Source organism: Pigmentiphaga daeguensis (assembly GCF_039523035.1).
Classification (GTDB): Bacteria; Pseudomonadota; Gammaproteobacteria; order Burkholderiales; family Burkholderiaceae_B; genus Pigmentiphaga; species Pigmentiphaga daeguensis.
The window spans coordinates 63,506-76,227 of sequence record NZ_BAAAEN010000002.1 but is presented as its reverse complement, the minus strand read 5'-3'; the positions used below and the strand labels follow the sequence as shown (position 1 = coordinate 76,227).

The window sequence follows — 12,722 nt, the reverse complement described above, 5'->3', positions numbered from 1 at the left end:
ACGCAGCCGGACATCTTTCCCATTATTTGATGCCTGGGGCCAGGTTTATCAAGCCCCGGAAGTAGCAAACCCACCAAAACTCGCACCGGCGAAGCGCACGATCGACTGCCTACGGCACCGGGGGAGCGCGCCTCGCATATGTTGTAACTGACTACAAGAAGGCATTACGTCATGTCCAGCGATATCAGCCAAGGCAAGAGGGGTAGCGGCACCGTCAAATGGTTCAATGATGCCAAGGGCTTCGGATTCATCACGCCCGACGACGGCGGCGACGACCTGTTCGCCCATTTCTCCTCCATCCAGATGAACGGCTTCAAGACCCTGAAAGAAGGCCAGAAGGTCACCTTCGAGGCGGCCCAGGGTCCGAAGGGCAAGCAGGCGCTGAACATCAGCGAAGCGGCCTGACCGGCTCCGGTCCGGCGGCCTGAACTGCCCGGGCCCGCCAGAGCCACCTGCTCCGGCGGGCCCCTACATTTTCCCCCCAGCGCCGGCCCATCGCGCCTTTAACCTTGTCGTGGGCCTGGTCATGCTACCCTCGCCGGGAGCCTTCCGCGGCGGCGCCGCCCCGTGGACGCTCGCCCCTACCCTTTTCCGCCCCCCTGCCGACGTCATGACCCGCATACGTTCCTTCCTGCCGCGCCTGGCTGCCGGCGCAGGCGCCTGCATCGCCACCGCCCTCCTGGCCTCGACCGCCTCGGCCCAGGCCACGCTGCCCGTGCAAACGTTGCGGGCCGGCATGCACCTGATCCACGCCGAGGTCGCCAGTACCCCGCCCACGCGCGAGCGCGGCCTGATGTTCCGCGAACGCCTGGGGCCCAACCAGGGCATGCTGTTCATTTTCGAGATGCCCGGCACCCAATGCATGTGGATGCGCAACACGCTGATTCCGCTGTCGGTGGCCTTCATCGCCGATGACGGCACCATCGCCAACATCGAGGACATGGCGCCCAGGACGGAAGACAGCCACTGCGCCGCCCAGCCCGTGCGCTACGCCCTGGAAATGGAACGCGGCTGGTTCGCCAAGCGCGGGCTGAAGGCCGGCTCGCGCCTGGAAGGCATCCCCGGCGTCCGCTAGGACCTGCTGCCGGCCGGCGCCCGTCCCGGCCCATGCCGGGACGGGCCCGCCTCCGGCTCTCCTTCCCGCCGCCATCCTTGCACCTTCAGCGTGCCGCCCCGGGCCACCCTTGCGCCTGGCGTAAAACTCTTTTCCGGTTTTTCCATTCAAATCGTCCCCGGCCACGTCTACAGTAGCCGACCTGAGCACGCCCGTGGCAGGCGGAAGAAACAAGCATCCAGGAGACCACGCCTTGCGCAACCTGAACGAAGACACCATCACCCAGGCCGTGCTGGCCCGGCACGCCCAGGCGCCCGACGCCCGCCTGAAGCAGATCATGACCAGCCTCGTGCAGCACCTGCACGAATTCGCCCGCGAGGTGAAACTGACGGAAGCGGAATGGGCCGCGGGCATCGAGTTCCTGACCGCCACGGGACACATCACCGACGACAAGCGGCAGGAGTTCATCCTGCTGTCCGACACGCTCGGACTGTCGACGCTGGTGACCGCGATGAACCACCGCAAGCCACCCGCCTGTACGGAAGCCACGGTCTTCGGTCCGTTCTTCGTCGAAGGCGCGCCCGAGTACGCGCTGGGAGACGACATCGCCAACGGCGCCAAGGGCGACCCGTGCTTCGTGCGCGGCACGGTCAGGAGCGTGGACGGCACGCCCATCGGCGGCGCGGAAATGGAGGTCTGGCAGGCGGACGCGGAAGGCTTCTACGACGTGCAGAATCCCGACGATCCCACCCACCGGGGCCGCGGCCGCATCCATTCCGCGCCGGACGGCAGCTTCCATTTCCGCTCCATCCTGGCCGAAGCCTATCCCATCCCCCACGACGGCCCCGTCGGCCGCATGCTGGCCGCGCTGGGCCGCCATCCCTGGCGGCCCGCCCACCTGCATTTCATGATCCGCGCCGAGGGCTACGAGACCCTGGTCACCCACGTCTTCCGCGACGGCGACCAATACCTGGACTCCGACGCGGTATTCGGCGTGCGCTCGTCGCTGATCGCGCAATGGGTCCGGCACGAGCCCGGCCCCACGCCCGACGGCGGCACCAGCGCGCAGCCCTTCCATACGCTGGACTTCGACTTCGTGCTGAACCCGGTCTCCGGGTCCACCCCCTGATTTTCCCGACTGGAGGACTCATGTACGACCAAGAAAAACTCGCCATACGCGAATTGGTGGAGAACTGGGCGCTGTGGCGCGACGCCGGCGACTGGGAACGCTTCGCCACCGTCTGGCACGAGGACGGCCGCATGAACGCGACCTGGTGCCAGGCCTCGGCCACCGAATTCATCCGGCAAAGCCGGGAAGGCATGGAGCGCGGGGTCAACATCCTGCACTTCCTGGGTGGCATGACCATCGACCGCGAAGGCGACCGGGCCGTCGCCCAGACCAAGATGACCATTTCCCAGCGCGCCACCGTGGACGGCGTGCTGTGCGACGTGGTGTGCACCGGCCGCTTCTACGATTTCCTGGAAAAGCGCGGCGGCCGCTGGGGCATGGTCGAACGCCAGCCCATCTACGAAAAAGACAGGATGGACCCGGTGGACCCGGCCGCCCGCCCGGAACTGGACGCGGCGCTGCTGGCGCGCTTCCCCGAGGGCTATCGCCACCTGGCCTATCTGCAGGTCAAGATAGGCATGGACGTCAAGACCACCATGCCCGGCCTGCACGGCCAGGAAGTCCAGGCGCTGTACGCTCGCGGCAAGGCCTGGCTGGCGGGATCCGCGCGGCCCTGACGCCTCGCGGGAAAGCCTGCCGCCGGCTCCGGGCCGGCGGCAAACCACAATAAGAAGCACACAGGAGACTACCGATGTTCCATACCGACCCGAAACGGCCGGGCGCGCTGCTGTGCGCGCTCGCCTTGACCCTGGCCCTGCCTGCGGCCGCCCAGGACTGGCCCAGCCGGCCCGTGCGCATGGTGGTGGGCTTTGCTCCCGGCGGGGGCACCGACATCATCGCCCGGATGGTGGCCCAGCCCCTGGCGGAAATCCTGGGCCAGCCCATCGTGGTGGAGAACAAGCCCGGCGCCGGCGGCACGCTGGCCGCGGGCACGGTGGCGCGCGCCGCCGCGGACGGCCACACGGTGTTCGTCATGAACAATGGACACGCGGTCTCGGCGGCCATCTACCGCAAGCTGCCCTTCGATTCGGTCAAGGACTTCGCGCCGGTCTCCATGCTGTGCGCCCAGCCATTGGTGGTGGCAGCCGGCAAGAACTTCCCGGCCACCGATATCGCCGGCCTGGTGAAAATGGCCAGGGCGCAGCCCGGCAAGCTGAACTACGCGAGCGTCGGCATCGGCAGCACCCAGCATTTCGCCGGCGAACTGCTGCGCCAGGTCACCGGCATCGACATCGTCCACGTCCCCTACAAGGGCACGCCGAACACGGTGGCCGCCGTGCTGAGCGGCGAGGTGGAACTGCTGGTGGACGTGGCCTCGCCCCTGCTGGGCCACATTCGCGCCGGCGAGCTCAAACCCCTGGCGGTGACGTCGCCGCGGCGCTATGAAGGCCTGCCCCAGACGCCCACGGCGCTGGAGTCGGGCGTGGCCGGCTACGACGTGACGACCTGGTACGGGCTGGCCTTCCCGGCCGGCACCCCCGCCGCCGTCGTCGACAAGATGAACCAGGCGGTGCGCCGGGTGCTTGCCGACGAAAACGTCCGCAAGCAGGCGCTGGCGGCGGCCTGCCTGCCGGAGGCCTCCACGCCTCAGGCGATGGCCACCCATGTCGGCGCCGAGATCGAGCGGTGGCGCACGGTCATGCAGAAGGCCGGCATCGAGCAGCAATGAGCCGGGGCCGGACCGCGGGTCGCGGGGATCAGAGCAGCGTGGCGGCCTGCTCGAAGGACAGGCGCGGCTGGCGATCGAACAGCTTGGACGTGTCGCCGTAGCCCAGCGAGCAGATGAAGTTGGCGGTCAGGCGGCCGTCGGGGAAGAACTCGGCGTTGACCTTGGCGATGTCGAAGCCGCTCATCGGACCGCAATCCAGGCCGATGGCGCGGGCGGCGATGATGAAATAGGCGCCCTGCAGGGTGCCGTTGCGGGCGGCCGTGGCGGCGGCCAACGCGGCGTTGCCCTCGAACATTTCCTTGGCGCCCTCGCGGAACCAGAGCTGCGGCATGAACTCGTAGAAGCGGGTGTCGGTGGCGATGATGGCCGTGACCGGCGCGGCCTTGACCTTGTCCACGTTGCCCGGGCTGAGCGCGGGCACGAGCCGTTCCCTGGCTTCCTGGGTGCGCAGGAACACCACGCGCATCGGCTGGCAGTTCATCGAGGTCGGCCCCATTTTCGCAATGTCGTAGACTTGCTTGAGCTGCTCGTCGGACACGGGCTTGTCCAGCCAGCCGTTCTGCGTGCGGGCGGACATGAACAACTGGTCTAGGGCTTCCTGCGAAATGATGGCCATGAAGAGCTCCGATTGGGCGGAATAGTCGTGAGGTTCCGGATTATAAGTGCGCAGCCCGGACGAAAACGCCGGCATAGCTCCGGCAAACGGAAATCACTTTTGCAATTCTGCTAATAATCGAGGGACAAGCATGGACCGCTGGCGCGAACTGGAGCTGTTCGTCCACATCGCGGAACTGGGCAGCCTGACGCGCGCCGCCGAGGCCGCCGGCCTGTCGACCGCCGCTGCCAGCCGCCATCTGGCCACGCTGGAACAACGCCTGTCGGCCCGGCTGGTCGAGCGCAACACCAGGCGCCTGTACCTGACCGAGGTCGGGCAGGAGTTCTACCGGCGCAGCAAGAACATCCTGGGCGAGATGCAGGAGGCCGAGTCGGCCGTCAACGCCACGGTGCTCAACCCGGTGGGCGATCTGCGCGTGACCTCGTCGCTGTCGTTCGCGATGCGCCACATCGCGCCGCTGCTGCCCGAATACAACCGGCGTTTTCCCAACGTCAACGTCCATGTGATCACCGCCAACCGCTACTACGACCTGATCGACAACGGCATCGACCTGGCGGTGCGCACGCGCGAATACGAATCCGACTCCAACCTGACCATCCGCCGGCTGGCCGAGACACGGCGCATCCTGGCTGCTTCGCCCGGCTACCTGCACCGCCATGGCACGCCGCGCACCATCGACGAACTGGCGAACCACAGGCTGCTGCTCTACACGTATTCCAACCGCTACGACGAATTGCGCTTCTCGCGCGCGGGCGAAGTCCGCGTGCTGCCGGTGAAGGGCGTGCTGGAAGCCAACGACGGCCAGGTCCTGTGCGCCGCTGCGCGCGAAGGCCTGGGCATCCTGGTCCAGCCCAAGTACATCGTCTACGACGATATCGTGGCGGGGCGGCTGGTGCCGGTGCTGGACGACTGGGACCTGCCGCGCCTGACCATCAACCTGGCCTACCCGCACCGGCAGTACCTGCCGGCCAAGACGCGCACCTTCATCGACTTCATGGTGGAACACTTCCGCAAGATGGACTTCGACCGCAAATGGGCCAGTTGAGCCCGGCGGCATATCCCGGTTTCGTATGCTTGCGAAACGATCATGCCGCGGTCCGGCGCGCCGAAGTACCATAGCGGCGGCGCCGCGTGCGGCCCCTGCCCCTCCCTTCGCCCGGCACGGCGACCCGCGATGGAAGACACATGACAGAACCGCAACCGGCGCTTGCCCCGACCGAACTGGAACGCGACCTGCGCCGGATGGCCCGGCGCCTCGCGCTGACCCGCATGCTGGGCGCGAGCGCCGCGGCGCTGGGCCTGCCCGGCCTCGCCCGAGCCGGCGATGCCGCGGCCGTGGGCACCTGCATCGCGCTGCCCGAGGAAACCGCCGGCCCCTACCCCGCCAACGGCGGCGGCCCCACCAGCAACGCGGCCAACGTCCTGGCCTCGTCCGGCGTCGTGCGCAGCGACCTGCGCAGCAGCTTCGGCGGTGCCGGCGGCACGGCTCAGGGCGTGCCGCTGCAGCTGACCATCAAGCTGGTCGACGTCAGCGCCGGCTGCGCGCCGCTGCCCGGCCGGGCGGTCTATCTGTGGCATTGCACGCGCGACGGCGGCTATTCGCTGTACACCCGGGAGCTGCGCGACGAGAACTTCCTGCGCGGGGTCCAGGTGGCCGATGCCCACGGCCAGGTCAGCTTCCAGACCATCTTCCCGGGCTGCTACCCCGGGCGCTATCCGCACCTGCACCTGGAGGTCTACCCCACCGCTGACGGCGCCCCGCGCTACGACCGCAAGTACCTGACCTCGCAGCTGGCGCTGCCGCAGGATGCCTGCGGCGCCGTCTATGGCGAGACGCGCGGCTACGAATCCAGCCTCCAGGCGTATGCGCGCATCAGCCTGGAGAAGGACGGGATCTTAAGCGACAACTCGCCGGCCGAGATCGCCGCGCAGACCGTGGTGATGAAAGGCAGTCCGGGCCACGGCTACGTCGGACGCGCGATCGTGGGCATGCTGGGCTGAGCGCCTCGCCAGCCCGGAAACGACGATGCCCCGGGGCGCCTGCCGCGGGGCATCGGTGCCGGACGCCGCGTCGGCGGCGCCCGTGGCCGGGATCAGACCCGCTCGAGGATGACGGCGATCCCCTGGCCCACGCCGATGCACATCGTGCACAGCGCATAGCGGCCGCCGGTGCGGTGCAGCTGGTTGATGGCCGTCGTGGCCAGCCGCGCGCCGCTGGCGCCCAGCGGGTGGCCCAGCGCGATCGCGCCGCCGTTGGGATTCACGCGTGCGTCGTCGTCGGCCAGGCCCAGGTCGCGCAACACCGCCAGGCCCTGCGCGGCAAACGCCTCGTTCAGCTCGATCACGTCGATCTGGTCCAGGGTCAGGCCGGTCAGCGCCAGCACCTTGCGGGTGGCGGGCGCGGGCCCCATGCCCATGATGCGGGGCGGCACGCCGGCGGTCGCCATGCCCACCACGCGGGCGCGCGGCGTCAGGCCGTGGCGGGCCGCCTCGGCCTCGCTGGCCAGCAGCAGCGCGCAAGCGCCGTCGTTCACGCCCGAGGCATTGCCGGCGGTGACCGTGCCGTCGGGGCGGACCACGCCCTTCAGGCGGCCCAGCGCTTCCATGCTGGTCTCGCGCGGATGCTCGTCCCTGGTCACGACGATGGGGTCGCCCTTCCTCTGGGGAATCGTCACGGGAGTGATCTCGGCGTCGAAGAAACCGGACTTCTGGGCCGCGGCGGCCTTGGCCTGGCTGGCCAGTGCCATGCGGTCCTGGGCCTCGCGCTCGATCTTGTAGTCGGTGGCGACGTTCTCGGCCGTCTCGGGCATGGAGTCCACGCCGTACATCTGCTTCATCAGCTTGTTGACGAAGCGCCAGCCGATGGTCGTGTCATAGATCTGCGCGTTGCGCGAGAACGCGGTCTCGGCCTTGCCCATCACGAACGGGGCGCGGCTCATGCTCTCGACGCCGCCAGCCAGCATCAGACCGGCCTCGCCCGACTTGATCGCGCGCGCGGCGGTGCCGACCGCGTCCAGGCCCGAACCGCACAGGCGGTTGACGGTCGACCCCGGCAGCTCCAGCGGCAGGCCGGCCAGCAGCGAGGCCATGTGGGCGACGTTGCGGTTGTCCTCGCCTGCCTGGTTGGCGCAGCCGAAGATGATGTCGGTGACGGCGGCCCAGTCCAGCCGGGGGTTGCGTTCCATCAGGGCCTTGAGCGGGATCGCCGCGAGGTCGTCGGTGCGCACCGACGCCAGGGCGCCGCCGTAGCGGCCGATGGGGGTGCGGATCGCGTCGCAGATGAAGGCGTGTGTAGTCATGTTCTGTCTCGGATTGGGTAAAACTGTTCTAGGGGTTGCGACTGACGTTGGTGACCGGGCGTACACCCGCCCAGGCGTTCTGCAGCAGCGCGCGGATGGCCGTGCGCTCGATGGGACGCGGGTTCCAATAGGGATTGGACACCGCGATGTCGGCGGCGCGATCGAGATCGGCCTCCGGCATGCCGAGATCCCGCAGGGCAACGGGGGCGCCGTTGTCGCGGGCAAGATCGTAGAGCCCCGCCGCCGCGTCCTGGGTGCCGATGGCACGCGCGATGCGGGCCATGGCCTCCGGCGCGGCCGGGGCGTTGTAGGCCATCGCATGCGGCAGCACGATGGTATGGCATTCGGCGTGCGGCAGGTTGAAGCTGCCGCCCAGCGTGTGGCAAAGCTTGTGGTGCAGGGCCATGCCGACGTTGCCCAGCACGGTGCCGCACAGCCAGGCGCCATACAGCGCCTGCGAGCGGGCCTCGATGTCGCCGGACCGGCGCACGATGCCCGGCAAGGCGCGGGACATGGCCGTCAGGCCTTCTTCGGCCATCAGCGACATGATGGGATTGCTGTCCTGCGCGTAGAGGCCTTCGGCGGCATGCGCCATGGCATTCATGGCGCTGGTGACCGACAGCCCCACCGGCAGCCCCGTCGACAGGTCGGGATCGTAGATCACGGTACGCGGCAGCACGCGCGCGTCCTTGCCCGTCTTTTTCAGCCCGCCTTCGGTGATGCCGTAGATGGGCGTCATCTCGGAACCGGCGTAGGTCGTGGGAATGGCCAGGATCGGCAGCCCCGACTCGAGCGCGATGGCCTTGCCCAGGCCCACCGTGGAGCCGCCGCCGATGGCGACGGCGCAGTCGGCCTCCAGCCGGCGCGCCTCGTCGCGCGCCTGGCGGGCCGCCTCGATCGGCACATGCATGACCGCGCCGTCGAAGATACCCGCCGCCTTCGCCCCCAGCAGGGCCGCCACGCGCTCGGCCAGCTTGCGCTGGCCGGGCGTGGACAACACCAGCGCCCGCTGCGCGCCCAGCAGCCCGATCTCCCGTTCCAGGTGCTGCAGCGAACCCGCGCCGAACACCACGCGGGCGGCATGGGCGTTGTAGACGAAGGCGTCCATGGCGTCAGGCCTTGCGCAGCGGCACGCCGCACAGGCGCTGCAACTCGTCGAACGACAGTCCGTCGACCACATCGCTGACGGAGACCCCGTCCTTCTTGATGTCGAACACGGCCAGGTCGGAATAGACCCGGCTCACGCAGCCGACGCCGGTCAGCGGATAGGAGCAGGTTTCCACCAGCTTGCTGGACCCCGTCTTGGTCAGCAGGTCCATCATCACGAATACCTGCTTGGCGCCGATGGCCAGGTCCATCGCGCCGCCCACGGCGGGGATGGCGTCCGGCGCGCCGGTGTGCCAGTTGGCCAGGTCGCCCTTGACCGACACCTGGAAGGCACCCAGCACGCAGATGTCCAGGTGGCCGCCGCGCATCATCGCGAAGGAATCGGCGTGGTGGAAATAGGCGGCACCGGGCAGCGCGGTGACCGGCTGCTTGCCGGCGTTGATCAGGTCCCAGTCCTCCTGGCCCTTCTCGGGCGCGGGGCCCATGCCCAGGAGGCCGTTCTCGGTGTGCAGCAGGACCTCGCGATCGGCCGGCAGGTGGTTGGCCACCAGCGTGGGCAGGCCGATGCCCAGGTTCACGTAGGCGCCCTCGGGAATGTCGCGCGCCACGCGCTGGGCCATCTGGTCTCGATTCATCTTGTTCATGTGCATGTTCCTCAGGCGGCCTGTTGGGCGTTGGCTTGGGCCCCGACGGCCACCACGCGCTTGACGAAAATGCCGGGCGTCACGACCGCTTCGGGATCGAGCTCGCCCAGTTCGACGGTTTCGTGCACCTGGGCGATGGCCATCTTGGCAGCGGTCGCCATGATGGGCCCGAAGTTGCGCGCGGTCTTGCGATAGGTCAGGTTGCCCCAGCGATCGCCCTTGTAGGCCGAGATCAGCGCCACGTCGCCGTGGATGGGGTATTCCAGCACGTAGTCGCGGCCGTTGATGTGCCGCGTTTCCTTGCCCTCGGCCAGCAGCGTGCCGAAGCCGGTGGGCGTGTAGAAGGCGCCCACGCCCGCGCCGGCGGCGCGGATGCGCTCGGCCAGGTTGCCCTGGGGCACGAGCTCGAGCTCGATCTTCTTGGCGCGATAGAGCTCGTCGAACACGTAGGAGTCGGTCTGCCGCGGGAAGGAGCAGATCACCTTGCGCACGCGCCCGGTCTGCAGCAGCGCGGCCAGGCCCGTATAGCCGTTGCCGGCGTTGTTGTTCACCACCACGAGATCCTTGGCGCCCTGCTCGATCAGCCCGTCGATCAGCGCGTTGGGCAGGCCGGCCGTGCCGAACCCGCCTACCAATATGGTGGAGCCGTCCTTGACGCCGGCCAGCGCTTCGGCCACCGAAGCCACGATTTTGTTGATCATCTATGTCTCCGCACGATGCCTGCCGTCCGGGGGGACGCAGGTGGCGTACCTGATTGCAAAACGGAAAAAGTTCTATACGCGAACTATTGTTCGAATATTAAACATCGATTACGCACGAGGGGCAAGAGGCCAGAATCATCATAAGCCTCCCGAGCCGTCATTCCGAACGTGTTCCGGCAGTCCGCGCACGGCGAAGCGCACGCTGTCGTAGCGACCGCCCTCGTCCATCACGGTGACGGTATGCGCGCCGTTCGAGGTGAAACGCAGCGAGACCGGACTCGCGCCATCGGTGCGGCGGACCGGCTTGCCATCCAGCATCCACCACAGCGTCCCGTCGCCGCCCAGCGCCCGCAGTTGCACGTCGATCCGGTCGCGTCCCGGCACCGGGCGCAGGATCGCCCCCGTGTCCAGGCCTTCGAGCCGCACGCCCGCGCCCGCGTGCGAGACTGCCCCGCACGCCGGATGCCAGCGCGCCGCGCCGGTTCCGGGCAGCATTCCCGCCTCCGCCCACGGCTGCAGGGCCAACGGCCAGCGCGCGACCTGCCTGGGCGTGCCCGGCACGCGGCATCCCGGATCGGTGCGCATTCCCGAGCGGGGATCGACCCAGATCGTCTCCACCAGTCCGCCCTGCGTTCCGCGCTCGGGCAGCGTGGGCGGAACGGCATCGTCCAGCGCCCAGGCCTGGCGGCGTTGCAGGCACATGCCTTCGGGCGTGCTGTCGGTCCGCAGGCCCAGCGGCCAGCAGATCGACTGCGCGCGTACCGAGGCGGGCGGCACGCGGGGAACGGGCGCGGCCGCCGGCAGCGCTGCCACCAGGTCCTGCAGCAGCGGCGCGGCGACGTTGGCGCCGAAAAAACCGGGATTGGGCGTGCCGTCGGGCCGGCCCACCCAGACGCCCAGCGTCCAGGCATCGGTCACGCCCACGGCCCAGGCATCGCGAAAGCCGAAGCTCGTGCCGGTCTTCCAGGCCAGCCCCCGGCCGCCGGCATAGAACGGCCGGTCGGGCCGGCCGCCGCTCTCCAGGATGTCGCGCACGATGAAGGCCGCGCCCTCGCTCATGATGCGGGACTCGACGCGCGGCTCGTCGGCGGTCAGCCGCACGCGGCCGGCGATGCCGCCGCGCGCCAAGGCGCGGTAGGCGCCCACCAGCTCTTCCAGCGTGGTACCCGCCCCGCCCAGGATCAGGCTCAGGTTGGGGGCCGCGCCCGCCGGGATGCGCAGGCGCAGCCCGCCCGCGCGCAGCGCCGATGCGAAGCGCGCTGGGCCGATGCGATCGAGCAGGTCGACCGCGGGCACGTTGAGCGAACGCTGCAAGGCCTCGGACACGCTGACCGCCCCCGAGAAGGACGCCTGGAAATTGCCCGGCCGGTAGCCGCCGAAGGTCTGCGGCGCGTCGACCAGCAGGCTCTCGGAATGGATCATGCCCTCGTCCAGCGCCATCGCGTACAGGAAGGGCTTGAGCGTCGAGCCCGGCGAACGCACGCCCCGGACCATGTCCACGTGGGCCGCCCGGCGGGCGTCGGAAAAATCGGCCGATCCCGCGTAGACACGCGCCTCCATGCTGTCGTTGTCCATCACCAGCACGGCCATCGACACCTTGGGCGGCAGCGTATCCACGCGATCCAGCAGCATGTCCTCGACGATGGACTGCCATTCGGCGTCCAGGGTGGACCGGACCACGCGGCGGGCCGCGGCGGTCCCCCGCGGCCGCTGGCGCAGGCGTTCGGCGGCCAGCGGCGCCAGCCAGTGGCCGCGCAGCGGCTGCACGATCACGCGCTCGATGCGCGCATCCCCGGCCACCTCGGCGGTCCAGCGGCCGCGCTCGACCATCCGGGCGAGCACCTTGTCGCGCGCCGCCCGGGCCGCCTCGGGCGCGCGGTCGGGCCGCAGCCGGGACGGCGCCTGCGGCAACGCCGTCAGCAGCGCGGCCTCGGCATGGCTCAGCTGGCGCGACGGCTTGCCCAGGTAGGCGCGGCTGGCCATCTCGACGCCTTCGACGATGCCGCCCATGGGCGCATGATTCAGGTACAGGGCCAGGATGTCGCGCTTGGACAGGTGCCATTCCAGTTGCACCGCCCGCGCCATCTGACGCAGCTTGGCACCCATGCTGCGCGGTGCGCCGCGCAGCGCCGGGTCGATCATGCGCGCGACCTGCATGGTCAGGGTCGAACCGCCCGAGACGATGCGGCCCGAAGCCGCCCACTGCCAGGCCGCGCGCGCCATGGCGTAGGGATTGATGCCACCATGCCAGTAGAACCAGCGGTCCTCGTAGGTCAGCAGCGCCTGGAGATACAGCGGGGACACGTCCTCGGGCGAAACGGGGTAGCGCCAGATGCCGTCCTCGCCCGGATAGGCACGCAGGGGGCTGCCGTCGGCCGACGTGACCACCAGGCCACCATCGGCCGGCCGGAAGGCCTGGGCCGGCAGCGGATGCATCCGGTCCGCCGCCCACAGCGCCCCCAGCGCGACCGCCCCCGCCGCCGCGGCGGCGAACCAGCGCCGC

At 69.4% G+C, this 12,722-nt stretch carries 13 protein-coding genes; 7 read left to right on the top strand and 6 right to left on the bottom strand.

Going from position 1 to position 12,722, the window contains the following annotated elements; all coding sequences use genetic code 11:
• Positions 1 to 171 precede the first annotated feature (171 nt).
• From ABD104_RS02945 to ABD104_RS02925, 5 genes are all read left to right on the top strand, one after another.
• Positions 172 to 405 carry a cold-shock protein gene (locus ABD104_RS02945; protein WP_087839627.1) on the top strand — a complete coding sequence of 78 codons (234 nt, stop codon included), beginning with the start codon at positions 172 to 174 and terminating at the stop codon, positions 403 to 405.
• Positions 406 to 610: 205 nt separating this feature from the next.
• Positions 611 to 1,075: a DUF192 domain-containing protein gene (locus tag ABD104_RS02940; RefSeq protein ID WP_132979330.1), complete on the top strand. Its 465-nt coding sequence runs from the start codon at positions 611 to 613 to the stop codon at positions 1,073 to 1,075.
• 232 nt (positions 1,076 to 1,307) lie between these two features.
• The gene (locus ABD104_RS02935) at positions 1,308 to 2,183 is read left to right on the top strand and encodes an intradiol ring-cleavage dioxygenase (protein ID WP_087839629.1); all 876 of its coding nucleotides are present in this window, start codon (positions 1,308 to 1,310) and stop codon (positions 2,181 to 2,183) included.
• Positions 2,184 to 2,203: 20 nt separating this feature from the next.
• Positions 2,204 to 2,800: a nuclear transport factor 2 family protein gene (locus tag ABD104_RS02930; RefSeq protein ID WP_343927101.1), complete on the top strand. Its 597-nt coding sequence runs from the start codon at positions 2,204 to 2,206 to the stop codon at positions 2,798 to 2,800.
• Between the two features lie 74 nt (positions 2,801 to 2,874).
• Positions 2,875 to 3,852 (top strand): tripartite tricarboxylate transporter substrate binding protein, encoded by a 978-nt coding sequence (locus tag ABD104_RS02925; protein WP_343927100.1) that lies wholly within the window; start codon positions 2,875 to 2,877, stop codon positions 3,850 to 3,852.
• 28 nt (positions 3,853 to 3,880) lie between these two features.
• Here ABD104_RS02925 and ABD104_RS02920 read toward each other — a convergent pair whose 3' ends face one another.
• Complete coding sequence (locus ABD104_RS02920; RefSeq protein WP_132979332.1) at positions 3,881 to 4,468, bottom strand: malonic semialdehyde reductase; 588 nt, start codon at positions 4,466 to 4,468, stop codon at positions 3,881 to 3,883.
• 130 nt (positions 4,469 to 4,598) lie between these two features.
• On the opposite strand from ABD104_RS02920, the gene ABD104_RS02915 reads away from it, so the two are divergent.
• Together ABD104_RS02915 and ABD104_RS02910 are read left to right on the top strand one after the other, a co-directional pair.
• Positions 4,599 to 5,513 carry a LysR family transcriptional regulator gene (locus ABD104_RS02915; protein ID WP_087839633.1) on the top strand — a complete coding sequence of 305 codons (915 nt, stop codon included), beginning with the start codon at positions 4,599 to 4,601 and terminating at the stop codon, positions 5,511 to 5,513.
• A gap of 140 nt (positions 5,514 to 5,653) precedes the next feature.
• The gene (locus ABD104_RS02910) at positions 5,654 to 6,469 is read left to right on the top strand and encodes a dioxygenase family protein (protein ID WP_217896322.1); all 816 of its coding nucleotides are present in this window, start codon (positions 5,654 to 5,656) and stop codon (positions 6,467 to 6,469) included.
• Positions 6,470 to 6,561: 92 nt separating this feature from the next.
• Here the strand turns inward: ABD104_RS02910 and pcaF are convergent, their stop codons facing one another.
• The 5 genes from pcaF to pbpC all read right to left on the bottom strand — a co-directional run bounded on the left by pcaF (position 6,562) and on the right by pbpC (position 12,655).
• Complete coding sequence (gene pcaF / locus ABD104_RS02905) at positions 6,562 to 7,767, bottom strand: 3-oxoadipyl-CoA thiolase (RefSeq protein WP_087839634.1); 1,206 nt, start codon at positions 7,765 to 7,767, stop codon at positions 6,562 to 6,564.
• A 28-nt stretch (positions 7,768 to 7,795) separates the two neighbouring features.
• Positions 7,796 to 8,875, bottom strand: coding sequence for a maleylacetate reductase (locus ABD104_RS02900; RefSeq protein ID WP_087839635.1), 1,080 nt, complete (start codon positions 8,873 to 8,875; stop codon positions 7,796 to 7,798).
• Between the two features lie 4 nt (positions 8,876 to 8,879).
• On the bottom strand, positions 8,880 to 9,518 hold the full coding sequence (locus tag ABD104_RS02895) for a 3-oxoacid CoA-transferase subunit B (protein ID WP_343927099.1): 639 nt from the start codon (positions 9,516 to 9,518) through the stop codon (positions 8,880 to 8,882).
• A gap of 11 nt (positions 9,519 to 9,529) precedes the next feature.
• Positions 9,530 to 10,219, bottom strand: coding sequence for a 3-oxoacid CoA-transferase subunit A (locus tag ABD104_RS02890; RefSeq protein ID WP_124690340.1), 690 nt, complete (start codon positions 10,217 to 10,219; stop codon positions 9,530 to 9,532).
• Positions 10,220 to 10,357: 138 nt separating this feature from the next.
• Positions 10,358 to 12,655: a penicillin-binding protein 1C gene (gene pbpC / locus ABD104_RS02885; protein ID WP_343927098.1), complete on the bottom strand. Its 2,298-nt coding sequence runs from the start codon at positions 12,653 to 12,655 to the stop codon at positions 10,358 to 10,360.
• Positions 12,656 to 12,722: the final 67 nt, after the last annotated feature.

Bases quoted from the DNA above. Each gene is read 5' to 3' on its own strand.
- ABD104_RS02930 (WP_343927101.1), top strand. From the start codon at position 2,204: ATGTACGACCAAGAAAAACTCGCCATACGCGAATTGGTGGAGAACTGG.
- ABD104_RS02920 (WP_132979332.1), bottom strand. From the start codon at position 4,468: ATGGCCATCATTTCGCAGGAAGCCCTAGACCAGTTGTTCATGTCCGCC.
- ABD104_RS02900 (WP_087839635.1), bottom strand. From the start codon at position 8,875: ATGGACGCCTTCGTCTACAACGCCCATGCCGCCCGCGTGGTGTTCGGC.
- pcaF (WP_087839634.1), bottom strand. From the start codon at position 7,767: ATGACTACACACGCCTTCATCTGCGACGCGATCCGCACCCCCATCGGC.
- pbpC (WP_343927098.1), bottom strand. From the start codon at position 12,655: ATGCATCCGCTGCCGGCCCAGGCCTTCCGGCCGGCCGATGGTGGCCTG.
- ABD104_RS02890 (WP_124690340.1), bottom strand. From the start codon at position 10,219: ATGATCAACAAAATCGTGGCTTCGGTGGCCGAAGCGCTGGCCGGCGTC.
- ABD104_RS02915 (WP_087839633.1), top strand. From the start codon at position 4,599: ATGGACCGCTGGCGCGAACTGGAGCTGTTCGTCCACATCGCGGAACTG.
- ABD104_RS02925 (WP_343927100.1), top strand. From the start codon at position 2,875: ATGTTCCATACCGACCCGAAACGGCCGGGCGCGCTGCTGTGCGCGCTC.
- ABD104_RS02910 (WP_217896322.1), top strand. From the start codon at position 5,654: ATGACAGAACCGCAACCGGCGCTTGCCCCGACCGAACTGGAACGCGAC.
- ABD104_RS02940 (WP_132979330.1), top strand. From the start codon at position 611: ATGACCCGCATACGTTCCTTCCTGCCGCGCCTGGCTGCCGGCGCAGGC.
- ABD104_RS02945 (WP_087839627.1), top strand. From the start codon at position 172: ATGTCCAGCGATATCAGCCAAGGCAAGAGGGGTAGCGGCACCGTCAAA.
- ABD104_RS02895 (WP_343927099.1), bottom strand. From the start codon at position 9,518: ATGAACAAGATGAATCGAGACCAGATGGCCCAGCGCGTGGCGCGCGAC.